Genomic DNA, 20,003 nt, shown 5'->3' with positions numbered 1-20,003 from the left:
CAAGATCAGTGCAGTTGATCGTCGAAGTTCGACGAAAAGTCGTCGTTGTCTTCGGGCAATAACACATCCATTTCGGCAAGGTGTTTGTATACAGCTTCCATTTCTTCGTTGAGCTGATTCATCCAGCTAACGAAATGCTGTTCATTGAGGTGAGCAACCGGTAAGGCGTGCGTCAGCAACAAACGCGGAACGTCATCATCAGCCATAGCAATCATCACTTTCAGCAGACCGTAGTCGTAGTTCATAAAATGAACAGCGCCCTGCAAAGGCAACACGGCGGATGGACGGATAGCAATTTCCGTCAGCCAGTAAAGACGGGAGGTCTCAACAAAACAGCGGGATTCCAGAACTGAATCCCGGCCCTCCCAGGCGGGCAAATGAATGCCTTCGCAATCCTGACAGACAAACGCCTCCCAGTTGTTGGCTTCGATCCATGTCTGAACGGTCTTTCTGTTTACCACGCCATATTACCCTGTTGAGTTTGGCGGCATTGTATCATCGAAGGCAGAAACGAATAAGTCTGTCTGCTTTGATGAACGGGCGTCTCACTGCCTTTACTGGCAAAGACACTCACCGCTGAGAAGCCATTCGTAAATCGGGCAAAACGCGGTATCCTACCCGAGCCTGTTTCATCTATTTCCGGAGAGACCATGTTCGAACAGCTAGCCACACCGAAAGGTGACCCGATTCTGTCTTTGATTGCCGAGTACCGTAACGACCCGCGAGAAAACAAAATTGATCTGGGCATCGGCGTTTACCGAAATGACGCAGGCATTACCCCTGTTATGCAGGCAGTGCATGACGCCGAAGCGCTGCTGTTGGCCAACCAAACCACCAAAGCTTATCAAGGCCTGACCGGCGACGAAGCGTTCAATGAAGAAATCCTGAAGCTCGTGCTGACAGAGTCGCAATGCAAGCGAGCCATCGCGTTACAAACGCCTGGCGCCAGTGGTGCACTGCGCATGATCGCCGATCTGATCGCGGTGACCGCTCCGGGCAGTACCGTCTGGATCAGCGATCCGAGCTACATCAATCATCGTCCCATTATGGAAAAAGCCGGATTGACGGTGAAAACTTATCCGTACCTGAACGCTGAAACCCGACTGGTCAATGAACCGGCCATGCTGGCCACGCTGGAATCCCTCGGACCAAAAGATGTCGTGCTGCTTCACGGCTGTTGTCACAACCCCAGCGGGGCCGACATCAGTCTCGACAGCTGGCACCGTATCGCAGAACTGGCAACGAAAAACGGGTTTCTGCCGTTCATTGACATCGCTTATCAGGGCCTGGGCGATTCTCTTGAAGCCGATGCTCAAGGTTTGCAGGTACTGGCAGACGCTGTCGAAGAAATGGTGATTTCCACCTCCTGTTCGAAAAACTTCGGCCTTTACCGGGACCGAACCGGCGCGGCCATTATTCTGTCCAAAAACAAACAGATTGCGTCCAACGCCCGCGCGAAAATGTGCGAGCTGTCCCGTGGCTCTTACTCCATGCCACCGGCCCATGGTGCGGCGATCGTCCACGCGATTCTGACCTCGGAGTCTTTGACCAAAAGCTGGCGCGATGAACTGGACGCCATGAACAGACGCGTCAACGGCTTACGCAGCGCATTGGTTAAAGCCTTCCGGGAAAAAACCCAAACAGAGCGTTTTGATTATTTTGGTCAACACAAAGGGATGTTTTCATTAACCGGTTTAAGCGATGACATCATTGCCGAGTTAAAGCACAACCACGGTATTTATATTGTTGGTGGCGGTCGGGTGAATGTCGCCGGACTCAAAGAATCGGAGATCGATACGCTGGTAGAGGCGTTCATTGCTGCCGGTGCTTAAAACCCAACGCCTGCTACTGTTCGTCCCCCTGATCCCCGCCGTAGCGTTTTTGTTTATCGGCGGTCCTTCCGGGTTCGAGCTGCCGGCCATGCGCTACCTTTGGAACATGGGCCATCTGGCCCTGTTCGCATTGGTTACATTGCTCTGGCACAGCTATATTCCTGTGCGTTCACGGTCTCAAGCGTTCCGTTTGTTAGGATCGGTCTTACTGATCAGCCTGATCATCGAAACGCTGCAGATGGGTATCGGGCGCAGCTTCAGCCTGTTGGATGTTCTGCGTAATCTGATCGGAGCATGGATCGTGCTGCTGTTCATCAACCGCTCGATGATTCCCGTGGTTGTCAGTGCGGCACTGGGTGTGGCCCTCGTCTTCGATTTAACCGGTCTGTTTCGCACCGGCTGGCTGGACTGGAAGATTCAAAGCCGGACACCCGTGATTGAAAATTTCGAAGAACCATCGGCATCACACCGCTGGAAAGATCAGTTTGAGACAGAGACTGAGAACGTCTCTGAAGGTCAGTTCAGCGGTGCGGTGACGTTTCGGCCCTCAAGGTTTGCGACATTTAAACTTCGCTACCCGTTAAAAAACTGGCAGGGCTATCACAGCTTCTCCTATGACGTTTTTAACCCTTCAGACGAGCTCGTTAAACTGTCACTTCGCATTCATGATCGCGCTCATGAACGCGAGGGGAACTTTCAGTTTCAGGATCGGTTCAATACCAGCTTAGAACTGTCGCCAGGCTGGCATACCATACAGATTCCCATCCAAGACATTGCAAGCGCGCCCGCTGATCGCCGCATGGACCTCAGCGCCATCGTTGAAGTGCAATGGTTTATGGTCGCCCCAACAGCACCGCAAACCCTGTATTTTGACAATATCCGGCTGACCAAAGACGAACCCTGATCAAGAGTGACGTTACAACCCGGAGCCCACATCACTGTTGACCCGCACCGATTCCTGATCGGCCTCGAAAAAGAAACACGACCGACGATTAGTGTGGCAAGCCGGGCCTTTCTGGTCGACTAACAGCAACAGCGTATCGCCATCACAATCGGCGCGCATGGACACCAGCTTCTGCTGATGACCCGAGCTTTCCCCTTTACGCCAGTACGTCTGACGGGACCGTGACCAATAACACACCTGCCCGGTGTTCAGGGTTTCCTGAATCGATCGATCGTTCATCCAGGCCATCATCAACACCTCACCTGTGTCGTGCTGTTGGGCAATGGCCGGAATCAAACCGTCGTCGTTATATCGCAACTCTGCAATAAAGGTATCCAGTTCAAGTTGCGATTGCGCTGGCAGTTTTTCCCATGTTTTAAACATTGTCACAGTACCCAGAAAAGAATCAGAGGAATAATAACCACCGCACCGGCATTGGCAAACATCACAATAGAGGCGACCTTGTCCGGCTCCTGCCGATAACGCTCAGCGACCAGATAGTTCAACACAGCCGGGGGCAGCGCCGCGAAAATCCAGGCCATCTTTTCCTGGTCGGGTGGCAGACTCAACCAACTGAGAATCGGCCAGGCGGCCAATAACCCCAGAGCCGGCGCCAGCAAAGCACCAAACACACCCAAACGCCAGCCGTGGAAATCCAGGTCCGTCATACGCACACCCAACGCAAACAGCATCAGCGGAACGGCGATGTCGCCAAGCAGTTCAAACCCGGTCACCAGCCACTCCGGTAAGGTGATCTCGGCCATCGACAATGACAACCCCAAAATAGTCGCCATCATCATCGGCTGCAGTAAAAACTTCAGGTTCCTGGCACCGGTGGATAACATCCACAGTCCGACGCTGAAATGCAGCGTATTTTCCACAATAAACATCATCAGAATGGCGGGCAGCGCGTCTTCGCCAAAGGCAAGCAACAACAGAGGAATGCCCAGGTTGCCGCTGTTCTTAAACATCATGGGTGGCAGCAGCGTTTTCCAATGAACGTTCAACAAACGGCAGACCGGAATGGCCAGCAAGCCCGGAACCAGGGTGAGACCGGCGACCACCAGCATCAGCGTTTTGTACTGTGCGACATCAATCGACTGGCCGGTAAACACCGCAAGAATCAGAAACGGAACGAACACATCAATGTTCAACGAGTTCGCGTGGTCCAGATTGGGACGTCGTTTACGAGCGTAAAAAAAGCCCACCAGAACCACAAAAAGAATGGGCGCAACAATTTCAAAAATTCGAATTAACACAGACGTTGATTCCGAGTAAAAAAATCAGTGTATCTCAGTGGCGACCCGTTGCCCTTACGACATAAGCAGGAGCTCAGTCAGGTGTCCGTAACAGCCGGGACAGGACTTGCCACCATAAAAGGCAAAATACGGCTTCATAAGCACGTTGCCACACGCCACTTGTACGACCATCAAAAAACAGTAAATCGACATGCAGAACAGCGAAGAACAGGATCACTACAATACTGAGGCCGCGTATCAGCCCCGAGTACTGCTGCAACGCACGAGCAGCAAAGACCGCCGGACCAAAATAGAGCCCCCAAACCAGAGTCAGATGCAACCACTGACTGAGCGAACCGCTCGGTTTACAGCCTTCATCGCAGGGGAACACCATACTGAGCAGGTAACTGGCGGCGAACGCCATCGCCGAAAAACGCAGCCAACCATCAAAGGGTTGCGGTTCCAACCAGCGCCGGGTCTGATCCAGCGTGCCGATCCAGAACACGCCGATCAGCAAAAACAAGCCGCTGGCTAAAGACTGATGCTCGGCACCAACCTCATTCAGCCGGCTGACCACATGCCAGATCGTTCGTTGTTCATCGATCAGCGTCAGTATGGCCACGCCGATAAGCGTTAAGCCAATGGTCACGGCGCTGAGTATTTTTGGAACCGGAAACTTCATAGACACACCATTGAAATATCGCCGGACAGCGTACACGGCCCGGCCAGCGGTTTACATTGAAAGATCTGAGATGCTCTATTGAACAGACTGCAGAAACACCGCCAGCCGGCCTACCGCTTCTTTTAACCGGCCAACCTCAACGGTGTACGCCAAACGGACACTGGTGTTTGGACAGGGGCCGCCAAAGTCAATGCCCGGGGTCAGCGCAACACCGGTCTGTGCCAGGCATTGTTCGCAAAAAGTCAGGGCGTCCTGACTGTAAGGCGAAACATCGACGTACAGATAAAATGCACCATCAGGACTGGCCATCACCTGCAAACCAATTTCCGGCAAAGCGGTCAGCAGATAGTCCCGACGTGCTTTCAGTTCATCACGCCGGGCAAAGCATTCCGCTTCGACCTCTGGTTCAAAGGCGGCCAGTGCGGCGTATTGAGAGATCGCTGTCGATGAAAGGTACAGGTTCTGAGCAATCCGCTCACAGGCATCAATGGCGTACTCCGGACAAATCAACCACCCCAGTCGCCAGCCGGTCATGCCGTAAAATTTGGAAAAGGACTGAATCACCCAGGCATCCTGAGTGGCCTGTAAGGCTGTCGGGGCCAGCCCTTCGAATGTCAGGCCGTGATATATCTCATCGGCAAAGAGATGCAGTTGCTGTGTCGAGGAAAAGTCTGCCAGTGCCTGCCAGTCATCCAGTGATTGCACGGAACCGAGAGGATTGCTCGGTGAAGCAATCAGCAAAGCTCGGGAACGCTCAGTTACCGCGGCTTTCAGGGCGGTAATATCCAGTGTCATCTGCTGCTGAGGATCCAGATTGACCCGAACGGGTCGAGCATTCACCATGGCCGCCAGATTAGCGTTGCAAGGGTATCCCGGCTCGGGCAGCAAGATGTCATCACCGGCATTTAAAGTGGCCAGAAAGGCCAACTGCAAGGCAGTTGACCCACCTGGCGTCACAATGATTCGCTCCGTTGGCACCGGCACCCCATGCCAGCGTTGATATCGATCGGCAATTTTTGCTTTCAGTTCCGGCAACCCGGTACTCGACAGATACCCTTGTGGTTGTTCATCCAGCGCAATCTTAGCCCGATCGAGAATGGCTTTTGGCGCGGAAAAATCCGGCTCACCGACAAACAAACGAATGACATCGTGACCAGCCCGCTCCATGGTATCCACCTGCTTCAGCACCTGAATTACATAAAACGGAGTGATGTCAGCGGTACGTTCGGCAAGTGTCATAAAAACTCCTATTGGCCGGTACAAATACGAACAGCCATGGTTTACCTGTGCGTTCAGGCCGGTAAACTGAATGGCTGAATTTGTGCTCATCATACTGCCTGTGTCGGCGTATTTCATCGCTTTAGCAATGAGTACCGATATGGCGCATGCCGTTAACCAGCCCACGAGACAGAATCACAGAGATGTTTTACCGAGGACGATTTGCCCCTACGCCCAGCGGTCCGCTGCATTTCGGATCACTCTTCGCCGCCGTAGTCTCCTGGCTTGATGCCCACCACCATAACGGAGAGTGGCTGGTTCGAATTGATGATCTTGATCCACCTCGTGAAGTACCAGGTGCAGCTCACGGCATATTAAAGACACTCGAACGACATGGGCTGATGTGGGATGCCCCCGTCACTTACCAATCGAATAATGCCGACCGCTACGAAGCCAACCTGGCCTTGTTAGCCCAGCAACATCGCCTGTTCTGGTGTCGTTGCAGTCGGAAAACCCTGAAAGGAACATCGGTTTATCCAGGCTATTGCCGGGCCTGCCAGACGCCCCGTGACGACAGCGCCATTCGATTGCGGGTACTGACGGAGCAGACCACGCTGGAAGACCGATTCCAGGGGATGCAGACCGTAAATCTGGCCAAAGAGTATGGCGATGTCATTCTCAAACGCCGGGATGGGTTCTTCGCCTACCAGCTTGCGGTGGTCAGTGACGACATTGAAGCGGGAGTAACTGATGTGGTCCGTGGTATCGACCTTATGCCCTCAACATTCTGGCAACAAGAGCTTTACCAGCTTCTTAACGCCCCTCAACCGCGCTACGCGCACTTTGCCGTGCTGTGTGACCCAAACTCCCGGCAGAAACTCAGCAAGCAAAACCTCGCGCCAGCGATTGATGATAACCTCCCTGAAGCCAATCTGATGGCCGTTTTTGCACTCCTTCAGATGCCAATCACACCCGATTCCTGCGAACAGATGTTGCAACAGGCCCTGAGCCTTTACCGCCCTGAGCAACTCATTGGGAAAGAGACCATGCAAGTCGCTCAGTCTGGTCTAAACTGAACGCAGTTTAAGAAGAATAATGAGAACTATGCTGCAACTACGTACGCATTTGGCACGTCGCCTGATGGTTTACATTACCGGGAGCGTATTCAGTGCCTTGCTGATCAACATCGCTACGCAGTACCTGGCACTGCAGCCGATACTTGAGGGCACCCGCGAACGCAGTGTTAACGCCGCGATCGACAATCTGGCCGGGCTGATTTCTCAGTCCCTTTGGGTTTATAACGAAGATGCGGCCGAAGACGCCGCCCAGGCCATGCTAAGGGATCAGTTCATTTCCGGCATCGTGGTTAACGACCATGCCGATTTATTCGATTTCAGGGCAGGCGATCTGGCCGATACCCGACATAAAAATCCACAAATCGAAGAGTCGATCCGGCGTGAGGATCTCGATGCACTGACCATCGTCGTCCCACTCATTATTCAATCGGACAGTAACGAAGGTCGCATATTCAATATCGGTACTCTGCAGATCCGCAGCGACAACGAACTGATCAACGCGCAGGTTAATAATCTGGCTCGCGTCACGTTAGCCTCGACGGCGCTGATCATCCTGTTACTGCAACTGCTGATTTACTACCTGATCCGTAAAACCATTGCCGTCCCCATGGACGAGCTTTCCGGCTACGTGCAGTCCTATGCGACCAACCTCAATAAAGATGCCGGACGCGACTTCCCGGCACTGGATCATCGGCAAGATGAAATCGGACGCTTGTTCAAAAGCTTTAATGAACAGCGCTCAGAGCTGATTGAGCGGGATCAGTCGTTAAAAGAGCACCGGGATGCGCTAGAGCAAACCGTCACCGAGCGAACCGCTGAACTGCGTCAGACCAATCAAAGCCTGGTCGATTCCATGGACCAGCTGAAGCGGGCACAGGCGGAACTGATCCAGAATGAAAAACTGGTTTCTCTGGGAACCTTAGTCAGTGGCATTGCACATGAGGTCAACACGCCGCTGGGCATCTCCATCACCGCTTCCAGTCATTTGGAAGAAGAACTCAGGCGGACACAGATCGAACTGACCGATAACCGCCTGACAAAAAGCGGTTTCGAGAACTTCCTCAACGAATGCAATGAAACGGTCGCATTACTGACCGGTAACCTGAACCGAGCCGCCGAGCTGATTAAGTCTTTTAAAAAAGTCGCAGTGGATCAGTCCAGCGACAAGGTTCGGCTCGTTGAACTGCACACCTATATCGACGAAATCGTCCTGTCACTGCGCCCCCGACTGAAGCGGACTGATATTGAGGTTCACAATGAGGTGGATCCATTGATTGAAGTCATTCTTTCGCCAGGGGCTTTGGCTCAGATTATTACTAACCTGATCATGAACTCGGTCATTCACGCCTTTAACGATGGCGAGCAGCCGGGCAACATCTGGCTCAGCGCTTCAGAACAGGAAGATCAGTTGATTCTGACCTACGCCGACGACGGCAGTGGAATGGACGCTCAGACCCTGAAACACGTTTACGACCCGTTTTTCACCACACGCCGTTCCGAAGGGGGTAGCGGGCTGGGAATGAACATTGTATATAATCTGGTGACGTCTAAACTGAATGGCAGCATTGACACGCAGAGCCAACCGGGACAGGGAGTGACCATCCGTATGGCAATTAAAAAAGTTACAGGATCTCGGAATGAATGACGAACTGATATTTGCGGAAGAGCAGATTCCAGAGCCGGGCAATGCCTCACCACAGAAACCCTGGAAAATTCTGATCGTCGATGACGATGAAGAAGTTCACAGCATCACCAAGCTTGCACTTCGCAACTTCACCTTTGACAGCCGCCCGCTTCAGTTTCTGCACGCCTACTCCGGTCAGGAAGGTATAGAGCAACTCACCGAACACACCGACATTGCTGTGTGCTTACTGGATGTTGTCATGGAAAGCGAACACGCGGGTCTCGATACGGCACGTGCCATTCGGGAAACGTTGAACAACGGCTTCGTCCGCATCGTGCTGCGTACCGGCCAACCCGGACAAGCACCGGAAGAAACCATCATTGCTGAGTACGACATCAACGATTACAAAGAAAAAACCGAACTGACCCGTGGCAAGTTGCACACGTTACTCTATTCCTGTCTGCGCAGTTATCGGGACATCATTTCTCTGGATCGTTCACGGCAGGGACTGGAACGGATTCTCGAAAGTTCGACTCAGCTGCACCAGAAAACCTATCTAAAAGACTTTGCACAAGGCATTCTCGAGCAAATCTCCGCGGTACTGTCGCCGGAAGAAGACGCTTTTTACGCCAAAAACAACGGCGTGGCCGCTTTTGAACACTCCGGTAACCTGCGCATCATTGCCGGCACCGGAGAATACTCGGAATATGAGAATAATGACGCGGCTGCGGTCCTGCCGGAAGATTGTCGCGATATTCTGGACGACACCAGCCCGGGATTCCGTTCTAAACTCACCTCCTCCGGGTTTATCAGCCTGTATCGGTCCAATGACGAACACACCGGCTTACTGTTTATGCGCGACCTGAAAACGCGTAATCAGCTGGAAAACCACTTACTGCAAATGTTCTGCCGCAATGCCTTAACGGCTTTTGAGAACATTTCACTACGAACCCTGTTGGAAGAAAGCCAACGCGAAATTGTATATCTGCTTGGTGATGCGGTTGAACATCGATCCAAAGAAACCGGGTTCCACTTGCGCCGGGTTTCTGAAATCAGCTATCTGTTGGCACAACGCTCGGGGCTCAGCGAGGAACAGGCCGGATTCATCCGTGAAGCCGCTCCGCTGCACGATCTGGGCAAAATCGCCATCCCGGATGCCATTCTCAACAAGCCCGACAAGCTTGATGCCACCGAATGGGCGGTTATGAAAACCCATTCCGAAGTCGGTTATGAAATGCTGCACTCTTCCGACAAACCATTGCTGAAAATGGGCGCAGAGATCGCACTCGATCACCATGAGCGATGGGATGGTACCGGTTATCCCGCGGGTAAAGCCGGCACTGAGATCAGCATCGCCGGACGCATTACGGCCATCGCCGATGTGTTCGATGCACTCTGTTCCCGGCGGGTATACAAACCAGCCTGGGACATCAAACAGGTCGAAGAGTATTTCCAGCTACAACGAGGTTTGCACTTCGATCCGGATCTGGTGGACATCCTGTTTGAGAACCTCGACGAGTTTATTGCCATACAGCAGCGTTTTCCTGACCCGGAACCACAGCCACACGACTGAGCGAACGTCATCAGGGTCTGTTATCAGACCCTTAACCATAGATAGATCACGGCACGCTGTTCGATCTTCCCGGCATCTCAGGGTACACTAAGCCGCCTTTTCAAACGGAACCTGTGCGGCTGTTGATCCATGTTCGTCAAACTGATGATTTTACCGCTCTACCTGATTCTGCCTTTCACCCAGCAGTGGTTTAACTCCCGAGTGTACTGGTTCGTCCCGTTCATTCTGTGGCTGGTGATGATCATTATTAACGCACTGGTCGAACGGGCCCGGGAGCGCGAATCATGAGTTTCCTCTGGTGGCAGTTGGTTCTGGGCGCCGTCGGTTATCTGCTGGTCCTGTTTCTCACCGTTTTCTTTGCCGAACGAGGCAAGCTTTCTGAACGCGTGATCAAACACCCTCTGGTTTATGTACTTGCTTTTGGTGTCAGCTGCAGCTCTTGGGCGTTCTATGGCAGTGTCGGCATGGCTTATGAACTGCAACACGGCTATATGGCGTTTTACGTTGGACTGTCGGTGCTGTTGTTGTTTTCGGCCATCATTATCCGGCCGTTGTTCAACCTGGCTCGCAATTATCAGCTGTCCTCGCTCGCTGACTTATTTGCATTTCGCTACCGCTCCCGCTGGGTCGGTTTGCTCACCGCGCTGGCCGTCTTTCTCGCCATTATGCCGCTGTTGGCTCTGCAGCTGCAGGCCATAACGGATGTCATCACACTGTTGGATCCCAATGCGCAAACCGGATTCATCGCCGGTCTGGTGGCCATCATTCTGCTGTATATCACTGTGTTGTTTGGTACCCGGGATGTGCGCCCGAGCGAAAAGCACCCGGGCTTGCTGTTCGCGCTGGCGCTGGAGTCGGGTTTCAAACTGGTGGTCTTTCTGATCATCGGGCTCTTCGCCACATTTCAGATCAGTGGCGGCATTGGTGACATGCAACAGTGGGTACGCACCGCACCGGCGAACTTCAGCAACATTAACCCGGAACTGATACCCAGTCAGTGGTTCGCCTTACTGCTGCTGTTTTTCAGTGCGCCCCTGGTACTACCCCACCTGTTTCAGATCCTGTTCCGGGAAAACTCACAACCGCAGCGCCTGCGACTGATAACCTGGGCGGCGCCGATCTATCTGTTTCTGATGGCCCTGCCGGTTTTCCCGATCATGTGGGCCGGCATTCGTTCCGGCAGCGGCTTCAGCCCTGAATATTTCACACTGAGCGTTGCCTTTGCCCTGGAGTCCCCGGCATTGGTCTGGCTGACTTACCTGGGCGGGCTTTCGGCCGCCTGTGGTATCACCATCATCGCCGTCCTGTCGCTGTCCAGTATGATGCTCAATCACGTGGTCCTGCCGTTTTACAGCCCGCGCCTGGACATCGACATTTACCAATGGCTGATTTGGATTCGTCGCGTCATCATCGGCATGGCTTTCGGTTTGATTTTCGCATTTTATCTGTTTCTTGATCAGGTACAGAACCAATCGACACTGCTGGTCACCAGCTATACCGGTTTGCTGCAAATGGCACCGGGCCTGTTAGGGTTGCTGTTCTGGGGCGGTGCTAACCGCAAAGGCTTCATTTCCGGTGCCGTCGTTGGGCTGGCGTTCTGGATGATCATGCAGCTGTGGCCGGTCATCAGCGACAGCTTATCGCTGAATGGTCGCCTGCCTCTGCATTTCGCCATGGACCGGGACAACTGGACCTTCGTGGTTTATGCCTCCATCGTGCTCAATGCCCTGACCTTCTTCTTTGTATCACTGTTAACCAAAACTTCCAGTGAGGAAAAGAACGCCGCTGAAATCTGCGTCATCAGCTCGGTCGACCGTCGTCACCGCATCCCGCTCAAAGCCAAAAATGCCCGCGAGTTTATCGATGCACTGAGCAAGCCGCTCGGTCAGGTCACTGCGGAGCGGGAAGTTCGCCGAGCACTGAAAAAACTCAAGTTTGATATCAGCGAGTACCGGCCGTACGCGTTGCGCCGATTGCGAGACACTCTGGAAGCCAATCTTTCCGGCATCATGGGGCCGTCGGTGGCTCAAGCTATGGTCAGTCGCTACTTACCCTATGAACAAGTCGAAGCGGTCAGGCACGAAGACATTCATTTTCTTGAACAGAACCTGGATAACTACCACTACCAGCTCAGCGGTATGTCAGCAGAGCTCGACCGTTTACGCCGTCACCACCGGGAAACCCTGTACCGACTGCCAATCGGGGTCTGCTCGTTAACCAATGATGGTGAAATCCTGCTGTGGAACGGGGTCATGGCGGAGCTAACGGGCATTGATGAAGATCAGGCCATCGGCGCCAAGGTCGACCTGCTGCCGGGCCAATGGTACGACCTGATAGACAGCTTTATTCAGGGTGCCGAAGACAAAATCACCATCGAGCAGGAAGATCCGGTCAACCCTCACGCCAAACGCTGGTTTAGCCTGCACCGAACAGAGTTCGGCCAATCCAGTACCGATCTGAACGAAGGCATCATCATACTGTTGGAAGATGAAACCGAGCATAAAATGCTCGAATCCGAACTGGTGCATTCAGAACGATTAGCCTCAATTGGCCGCCTGGCCGCCGGTGTGGCCCATGAAATCGGCAATCCGATCACCGGAATCGACAGCTTGGCGCAGGAACTGAAATACGCAGAATCCGGGGATGAAATCGGCGAGGTAGCTGAGCAAATCCGTTATCAGGCCGATCGTGTCACGAAAATTGTACGTTCTTTGATCAATTTTTCTCATGCCGGCCAGAATCAGGGCAAAAACGAACACAAGCCCCACCCGCTGGCGGACGTCGTTCAAGAAGCAATCGATTTGCTGGCCCTGTCCCGGCACGCCAAGCAAATCGTCTTCGAAAACAAGGTGAACCCGAACCTTCTGATCCTGTGCGAACCACAGCGTCTGTCTCAGGTATTCATCAATTTACTTGGCAACGCCCGGGATGCCAGTCCTGACGGGGAGTCCGTGGTCATTGAGGCCGAAGCAGAACCGGCGCGGGAAACCATTTCAGTGACGGTCACGGACCGGGGCAGCGGCATTGCCAGTGAGCATCTGGACCATATTTTTGATCCATTTTTCACCACCAAAGAAGTCGGCAAAGGTACCGGCCTGGGTCTGTTTTTGTCCTATACCATCGTCGAGGAACACTTCGGGCACATCAGTGTGCAGTCCCCCGCTTTTATTCTTGAAGATGTTGGCACTCGATTCACGATTCGGTTACCCTTACACGCCAATGTTACCTCGGGTAACACTTAGCCATCCGAGAGACTATAATCTGTGGCTGAGAACGGGTATTTGTGATCCTTTTGACACAATGCCCGCGTTACCTTAGGGAGTGCCCGTGGACCGTCCGCCAGACCAGGCGACGACCCGCAACCGGGCGTGAGTGACACAAACCGGAGACCGCTGTATGGGTAATATTCTGATCGTTGAAGACGAAAGCATCATTCGCTCGGCTCTTAAACGATTGCTTGAGCGCAATGGCTACAAAGTCACCGAAGCTGAATCGGTCACAGAAGCCAGCCAGAATGACCTGAACAATTTTGACCTCATCATTTCCGATCTTCGCCTTCCCGGCGCTCCCGGTACCGACCTGATCACCGCCGCCTCCGAAACTCCCGTGCTTATTATGACCAGCTACGCCAGCATGCGATCGGCTGTCGATGCCATGAAAATGGGCGCTGTAGACTACATTGCCAAACCCTTTGATCACGAGGACATGATCCGAACCGTCCGTCGTGTGATCGACGATCACCAAAACCGTTCTAAAACCGAAGCGCAGATCAGTAATCCTGATGCTCTGGCCGATGACATTTACACCGATGAGTCCGGCGATCGGGCGGCACTGGGTGACCTGGTTGGAAGTTGTCAGCCCATGCAGACCCTGTACCGACGCCTTTTGCGGGTATCCCCCGCGGATGTGACGGTACTCATTCAAGGGGAGTCCGGAACCGGTAAAGAACTGGCCGCGCGGGCTATTCATCAACACAGTCCACGGCGCGACAACCCTTTGATCTGTGTTAACTGTGCCGCCATTCCGGAAAGCCTGATTGAGTCCGAGCTCTTTGGCCATGAAAAAGGCTCGTTCACCGGTGCGACCGCCGCCCGACAGGGTCTGGTCGAAGCGGCGGAAAGCGGCACGCTGTTTCTGGATGAAATCGGCGAACTGCCGATGGAAGCCCAGGCCCGTCTCCTACGGGTGCTACAAGAAAACGAAGTGCGCCGTGTTGGTTCGGTTCACGCTCGCAAAGTGGATGTCCGGCTGATTGCGGCGACCCACCGAAATCTGAAAAAGCTGGTCAAAGAGGGTCGGTTCCGTGAAGACCTTTACTACCGCCTGCAAGTCATTGAAATCGCCTTGCCTCCGCTGCGAGAACGAGGCAAAGATGTGCTGGAAATCGCCGAGCATCTCGTCAGCAAGCATTCTCGCCGCTTAAAGCTTGATAACAATGCGCGCCTGTCTAAAGAAGCGAAAGAGGTCATGGTCAGATACGACTGGCCGGGCAATGTCCGGGAACTGGAAAACGCCATTCAACGGGCGCTGATTCTGGCGGATACCGGAGAAATCTTCAGTGAAGATCTGGGTCTGGCGCAGGACGACTGGTCAGTGCCGGAAACCCTCGCCTCCAGCGAACCGGTCACTGAACCAACCGCAAACAACGCTGACACCGGATCATCGGCCGAAACGCAGGAAGAACTCTCACTCGAAGATTATTTCCAGCATTTCGTCGTTGAGCATCAGGACAACATGTCAGAAACGGAACTGGCCCAAAAACTGGGCATCAGCCGTAAGTGCCTTTGGGAACGCCGTCAGCGACTCGGCATACCGCGTCCTAAGAAAGGCGCTTCCAATGCTGCCGCCGCTCGATGATTCGGCCGCTGTTAACAGTCGGCTCATCGAAAGGTGACAGCATTGTCTGCAGTTTTTAGCCGTTAGGACGCTGACTTTTTACGACGCAATGAACTGAGCAAAAATCCCATCATGGTTTTCAGATTCAGCTCACCACCAAACACAGGCATGGCATTGGCGTCGCCGTAGTCTGTTATCTTCTCAACCGACTGCAACAAGGCCATATCGTCATCGGAGATGATAAAATCGACCTGAGCATTGGATTTCATGTGGTCTGGGTTTGCGGTTTTAGGTATCGGTAAAAGCCCCAGCTGCAGATCGTATCGAATCGCCAACTGAGGAACAGAAACACCATACCGTTCGGCAACGGCTTTAATGTCAGGATTCTCCAGTATCGCGCCATGTCCGATCGGCGAATATGCCTCAACCAAAATCCCCTGAGCCTGGGTATATCGAATCAGATCGTCGGGGGTGTTACCGATGTGAGCCAGTATCTGGTTCACCATGGGCTTTACACTGCAACCATTAAGGATGTTCTGAAGATCCGTTTCGTCAAAGTTTGACACACCAATGGCGCGCAGCTTACCTGCCCGATAAGCATCCTCCAACGCCCGCCATGCTTCTCGATTACCCTCAAAAAAACGTTCAGCCTTGCCAAACTTTGTCCAGGGTTGCGGGCTGTGGATGATCATCATATCCAGATAATCTAAGCCCATCCGGGATAACGACCGATCAATTGAGGCTGCGGCCTTTTTATAGGTCTTCGCTTCTGCAGCGAGCTTGGTGGTTACGAAGATTTCATCGCGGTTGACGCCACATTGCTGAATACCGACACCAACGCCTTGTTCATTGCGATAAGCCTGAGCCGTATCGATGTGCCGATAGCCAAGATCGACAGCATCGCAGATCGCCTTTCCTACGGATTTGTTATCGATAAACCATGTACCCAAGCCAAGCTTGGGAATCTCGACTCCATTGGACAGTGTGTAGGTTTCACTCAGAATCATTGCTCTCTCCCGGCGTTGTTAAGAAAGATCGGCAGCGTCTTTTAAAGCCTGCTGATACTGTTCGTCAGTCACCTTTTCCTGCCACTCAACATTTTCCCCGTTCAAGTCACCGGTCAGCGCGATGTGTGACATAGCGCCATCTTCGGTTGCACCATGCCAATGGTCGATATCCGCAGGACACCATATGGCGTCACCTTCGTGGAAAAGATGAACAGCACCATCGCGCGTCGCCGTCAGTCCGACACCAGACGTCACGATCAGATGCTGACCCGCAGGGTGCACATGCCATGCGGTACGAGCGCCCGGCTGAAAAGTGACTTTTGCACCGGAGTAATGTGCGGTTTCATTGGGTGGAAACAGGAGGTCTACCTGAACATCACCGGTAAAGAAGTCATCAGGACCTTTAAAAGAGGGTAAACTGCCGACTTTAAAGTGGACCTGTTTATTTGGATCTTGTTCACTCATCTCTGTATCTCCATAGGATTAGCCTGACCAGTACTTTAGTCGCGTTACCGGTTGAATGTTACGACGATCAGGCTGAATTCTTGCCCAATCATCCAAAGCCCCAGACAGCGCCGAATGGACAAGCAAACCCCGATCTGGTCAGGTCACCTGAAACGGGCCGTCATATCGCGCGATCAAAGGACAAAAAAAGCCCCGAACGATGTCGGGGCGGAACGTGTCATCAACATGACCCAGAATATGGAGAGCTGCTACGGACTATTCTTTAACGCCGCCCTGAGTCAACCCGGAAATGAACTGCTTAGACGCAAGCACAAACGCAATGATGGTCGGAGCCATCATGATCAGAATGGCCGCAAACATCATGTGCCACTGAATCGCAAACTGACGGTTAAACTGGTTCAAACCTAACGTCAGCGGGTACAGCTCTTCGGACTGAATAAAAATAAGCGGCAGAAAGTATTCATTCCAGGCTTGCACGAACGTTAGCAAGGCAATGGTCGCCAAGGCAGGTCGAATGAGCGGCACCATGATTTTCCAGTAAATGGTAAACGGCATGGCACCGTCCATGATTGCGGCCTCTTCAATTTCTTTGGAGATATTCTGAAAGAACGACACCAGGATAAAGACCGCTACCGGCATCATACTGGCCGCTTGCACAAAAATGACCGACCACAATGAGTCCAGCAATCCCAGCGTCCGCACGGTATCGAACAGTGGGGCCAGCGCTAAGCGGATCGGAATGATCACGCCGATCATGAAGCAGATAAAAATCAGGGTACTGCCTTTAAATGGCATACGCGCCAGCACAAAAGCCGTGGTGCTTGAAGCGAAGGTCACGATGGCCACACTGCTCAGTGCAATAAACGCCGAGTTTGCAAAGTAGCGACCAAAGTTAGCGTTCACCCACGCCTTGGCGAAGTTGCCCCAGGTGATCGGATCCGGAAAACCAAACGGATCGCGGAAAACCGCACCTACATTGGGTTTCAGGGCATTCAACACGGCGGACAGGAACGGAACCAGCACCACCAATGCCCAGGCGATCATAATAAACTGTACGACGACCTGTTCTTTCTTACTGAGTTTAAAAATCTTATCCATCTTCTCAGGCCTCGTTTAGTTATTACGGAAGTTCTTTAATGCCAGGAACAACGCTGCTGGCAAAATCAACAATGTGGTGATCAGACCGATGGCGGCTGACATTCCGAAGTTAGCATCCGATGCCGCCGCTGAAGCACCAAAGGCAGATCGGTACAGGAATGTCCCCATGATATCCGTCGAACGGAAAGGTCCGGCCTCGGCACCCATGATCAGGAGTGTGTAGTCAGCGTTGTTAAACACGTCCACCATGATGATGACGGTAATCAAAATGAAGGCTGGGCCAAGCACCGGGAACACAACGTTTCTGATAGACTGCCAGCGATTGGCTCCATCCAGCATGGAAGCTTCCAAAAGATCGGTGCGTACCGCCAGAATCCCCGACAGTATCAACATGATGGCGAAGCCCATCCGGTGCCAGGAATAAAATAACGCAAGCGTGGTGAGCGCGGTATCTTCCGATCCTAAAAACGGTATCGGGGCATCGGTTAAGCCAACCTGCATCATTAAGGCATTCAATGGTCCGCGCGGATTAACAAAGAGATTTAATAAGTAAGCCACGGCCGCACCGGCCATGGGGTACGGCAAAAAGTAAATCACCTGATAATACTTACGTCCGTAGGTTTTAAAGCTCAACAACAACGCCAAGCTGGTACCAATCACCAGGAAAGTTCCGATGATGACCACAAAGAACACGACGTTCTGACCGATGGCGTTAATCAGCTGATCCCGGTAATACTCGTTACCAAGAATTTTTTTAAAATTATCCAATCCGACAAACTCTTTCGGACCAATTCCGGGCCAATCCACCAGTGACGTCGGAATCATCATCATCAAAGGTGTGAAGTTAAAGATGCCATAAAGTAATACCCCAGGAAGCAGCAAGAGTGCTTTCTGCATATTCTGAATGGACTTATAACTGAACCGTGACTTGCGCTGGCTGTTCATCGCAATTCCCTTGTTATCGTTAGGTTGGGCGTACGAAGGACTTTGGCTACTTTGTGTCATAGTAGAGGACTTCTGCTGAATGGAAAATCATTGGGTGCTCAGGAACCTGCAAACAGGTTCATTGAAACGTCTGGATAAAGGGGGCTGTCTCAGAGCGTCTTTTATTCAGGCGTTCCGGGAAGGTGGGGCCACCCAAAGGTGACCCCGTCTGGCTTACATTGCGCAGTTCTCTGCACCGATGTAACCCTGGCTGTTCAGAGTCTTCTGAATCTTCTCAGCCATTTCGCGTGCGGTGGTTTTGCCACCGAGGAGTTCTTGCAGACCGGCGGCAGTCAGCTGCTGATAAGTTGGCTCACCACTGTTCAGTTCTGGCGTGAAGAACGGCAGACCTGGCAGTGCATTGGTGCCAATCAGGCTGGCAGCGGTATTTACACGATCGTTATCGACGCTGATGGTGTGGGAAGACGCAGGGATGGCCTCAACTTTTTCAGCGAACAGTTGAGCAAACTCTTGAGTGGTGTAGAACTCAAGAACTTTCTTGATCGCGTCTTGCTTTTCGCTGTTGGGGTTGTAAGTGATATAACCGTCCATGAAACCATAGACTTTGTTATTCTCACCTGGAACCGCCATGTAGCCCAACTCAAGGCTTGGGTCGATTTCGAACATCGGAGAAGCCGGAGTTGCTGACCAAATACCGTCAATCATCATGGCAGACGTACCCAGAGCAACACCGGTACGCATCGCGCCGTAGTCATCCGCCAGCGGCGTTGGGTTCATGTACCCTTTGTCCTGCCAGGACTTGAACGTTTCCCAGGCATCAACATAGACGTCATCGGTAAAGCAGGCTTCACCCACGACCACTTTCTGTGCCCAGTCGTCAGAGGTCATACCGGCCAGAACCGCTTCATGCAGAACCTGGTTGAGGTACCAACCATCACGGCCATCAACGTGCAACGGTGTAATACCCTGGCCTTTCAACTCTTCAAACAAAGCTTCCAGCTCCGCCAGATTCTTAGGTTCTTTTTCGACAACCGCTTTGTTGTACAGAATGGACTGCATCTGCATCACAAAAGGAACACCGTAGACATCACCGTCGGCAGCCGTTGCACCAAACAGTGCGGCATCGGAGAAGTCACTCAGGTCAATGTCGAGATCGGACACAGGTGCCGCGACACCGGCATCGATCCAAGGTTGAATCCAGGCAGTACCGGCTTTCGCGTGATACAGGTCTGGACGGTTGGTCTGGAAATCAATCCGCAGTTTAGTCTCATGCTCATCAGCACCAGGATAAACATTGGCATTAATTGTGACACCCGGGATCAGATTATTCTCGTTGATGTATTCAAAAAGATCCTGATCCTGGATTCGCCATGTGTACAACTCGAGAGTCGTATCCGCCAGTGCCAAGCCGGAAGTTGCCAGTGTGCCGGCAGCGGTTGCTGCTACTAAGGTTTTTTAAGGAGTTC

General features: G+C 52.7%; 17 protein-coding genes and 2 pseudogenes. 9 read left to right on the top strand and 10 right to left on the bottom strand.

The annotated features are described in order from the left end of the window. Positions 1-5: 5 nt before the first annotated feature. Entirely contained in the window at positions 6-461 is a 456-nt protein-coding gene (locus tag MED297_RS14795; protein WP_008046315.1) for a YbjN domain-containing protein, read from the bottom strand. Between the two features lie 189 nt (positions 462-650). On the opposite strand from MED297_RS14795, the gene MED297_RS14790 reads away from it, so the two are divergent. Beyond that, complete coding sequence (locus tag MED297_RS14790) at positions 651-1,832, top strand: amino acid aminotransferase (protein WP_008046313.1); 1,182 nt, start codon at positions 651-653, stop codon at positions 1,830-1,832. Next, complete coding sequence (locus MED297_RS14785; RefSeq protein WP_008046310.1) at positions 1,816-2,736, top strand: VanZ family protein; 921 nt, start codon at positions 1,816-1,818, stop codon at positions 2,734-2,736. Before MED297_RS14790 ends, MED297_RS14785 begins: the two co-directional genes overlap by 17 nt. Before the next feature lie 12 nt (positions 2,737-2,748). On the opposite strand, the gene hisI is transcribed toward MED297_RS14785, so the two are convergent. The 4 genes from hisI to MED297_RS14765 form a co-directional block, all read right to left on the bottom strand. Then, positions 2,749-3,159 carry a phosphoribosyl-AMP cyclohydrolase gene (gene hisI, locus MED297_RS14780; protein ID WP_008046309.1) on the bottom strand — a complete coding sequence of 137 codons (411 nt, stop codon included), beginning with the start codon at positions 3,157-3,159 and terminating at the stop codon, positions 2,749-2,751. A gap of 2 nt (positions 3,160-3,161) precedes the next feature. Continuing rightward, the gene (locus tag MED297_RS14775) at positions 3,162-4,034 is read right to left on the bottom strand and encodes an AEC family transporter (RefSeq protein ID WP_008046307.1); all 873 of its coding nucleotides are present in this window, start codon (positions 4,032-4,034) and stop codon (positions 3,162-3,164) included. A 73-nt stretch (positions 4,035-4,107) separates the two neighbouring features. Then, entirely contained in the window at positions 4,108-4,695 is a 588-nt protein-coding gene (locus tag MED297_RS14770; protein ID WP_008046304.1) for a DUF998 domain-containing protein, read from the bottom strand. A gap of 75 nt (positions 4,696-4,770) precedes the next feature. After that, a complete protein-coding gene (locus MED297_RS14765; protein ID WP_040557498.1) occupies positions 4,771-5,934 on the bottom strand; it encodes a pyridoxal phosphate-dependent aminotransferase in 1,164 nt (387 codons plus the stop codon). A gap of 182 nt (positions 5,935-6,116) precedes the next feature. Here MED297_RS14765 and gluQRS point away from each other — a divergent pair, with 182 nt between their 5' ends. The 7 genes and pseudogenes from gluQRS to MED297_RS14740 all read left to right on the top strand — a co-directional run. Next, entirely contained in the window at positions 6,117-6,989 is an 873-nt protein-coding gene (gene gluQRS / locus MED297_RS14760) for a tRNA glutamyl-Q(34) synthetase GluQRS (RefSeq protein WP_008046300.1), read from the top strand. A gap of 28 nt (positions 6,990-7,017) precedes the next feature. Then, positions 7,018-8,634, top strand: a complete 1,617-nt coding sequence (locus tag MED297_RS21450) for a sensor histidine kinase (RefSeq protein WP_008046299.1) — start codon at positions 7,018-7,020, stop codon at positions 8,632-8,634. Next, positions 8,627-10,186 (top strand): DUF3369 domain-containing protein, encoded by a 1,560-nt coding sequence (locus tag MED297_RS14750; protein WP_008046298.1) that lies wholly within the window; start codon positions 8,627-8,629, stop codon positions 10,184-10,186. The genes MED297_RS21450 and MED297_RS14750 overlap by 8 nt, the downstream gene beginning before the upstream one ends. A gap of 129 nt (positions 10,187-10,315) precedes the next feature. After that, on the top strand, positions 10,316-10,474 hold the full coding sequence (locus tag MED297_RS22135; protein WP_008046297.1) for a hypothetical protein: 159 nt from the start codon (positions 10,316-10,318) through the stop codon (positions 10,472-10,474). After that, positions 10,471-13,428 carry an ATP-binding protein gene (locus MED297_RS14745; RefSeq protein WP_008046296.1) on the top strand — a complete coding sequence of 986 codons (2,958 nt, stop codon included), beginning with the start codon at positions 10,471-10,473 and terminating at the stop codon, positions 13,426-13,428. The genes MED297_RS22135 and MED297_RS14745 overlap by 4 nt, the downstream gene beginning before the upstream one ends. A gap of 154 nt (positions 13,429-13,582) precedes the next feature. Next, positions 13,583-13,846: pseudogene (locus MED297_RS22715) on the top strand (response regulator); the annotation flags it as partial. A gap of 183 nt (positions 13,847-14,029) precedes the next feature. Continuing rightward, positions 14,030-15,043 (top strand): annotated as a pseudogene (locus MED297_RS14740) (sigma-54 interaction domain-containing protein); the annotation flags it as partial. A gap of 62 nt (positions 15,044-15,105) precedes the next feature. On the opposite strand, the gene MED297_RS14735 reads toward MED297_RS14740, so the two are convergent. The 5 genes from MED297_RS14735 to MED297_RS14715 all read right to left on the bottom strand — a co-directional run bounded on the left by MED297_RS14735 (position 15,106) and on the right by MED297_RS14715 (position 19,917). Beyond that, a complete protein-coding gene (locus MED297_RS14735; RefSeq protein ID WP_008046294.1) occupies positions 15,106-16,029 on the bottom strand; it encodes an aldo/keto reductase in 924 nt (307 codons plus the stop codon). Positions 16,030-16,047: 18 nt separating this feature from the next. After that, positions 16,048-16,494 (bottom strand): (R)-mandelonitrile lyase, encoded by a 447-nt coding sequence (locus tag MED297_RS14730; protein WP_008046293.1) that lies wholly within the window; start codon positions 16,492-16,494, stop codon positions 16,048-16,050. Between the two features lie 255 nt (positions 16,495-16,749). Continuing rightward, positions 16,750-17,592 (bottom strand): carbohydrate ABC transporter permease, encoded by an 843-nt coding sequence (locus tag MED297_RS14725; protein ID WP_008046291.1) that lies wholly within the window; start codon positions 17,590-17,592, stop codon positions 16,750-16,752. A 15-nt stretch (positions 17,593-17,607) separates the two neighbouring features. Then, positions 17,608-18,537 (bottom strand): carbohydrate ABC transporter permease, encoded by a 930-nt coding sequence (locus MED297_RS14720; protein ID WP_008046289.1) that lies wholly within the window; start codon positions 18,535-18,537, stop codon positions 17,608-17,610. A 213-nt stretch (positions 18,538-18,750) separates the two neighbouring features. Then, positions 18,751-19,917, bottom strand: coding sequence for an ABC transporter substrate-binding protein (locus MED297_RS14715; protein WP_237613449.1), 1,167 nt, complete (start codon positions 19,915-19,917; stop codon positions 18,751-18,753). Between the last annotated feature and the right edge of the window lie 86 nt (positions 19,918-20,003).

Source organism: Reinekea blandensis MED297 (genome assembly GCF_000153185.1).
GTDB classification, from domain to species: domain Bacteria; phylum Pseudomonadota; class Gammaproteobacteria; order Pseudomonadales; family Natronospirillaceae; genus Reinekea; species Reinekea blandensis.
Note: the sequence above shows the minus strand (reverse complement) of the source record. Positions and strands in the feature narration are given on the sequence as shown.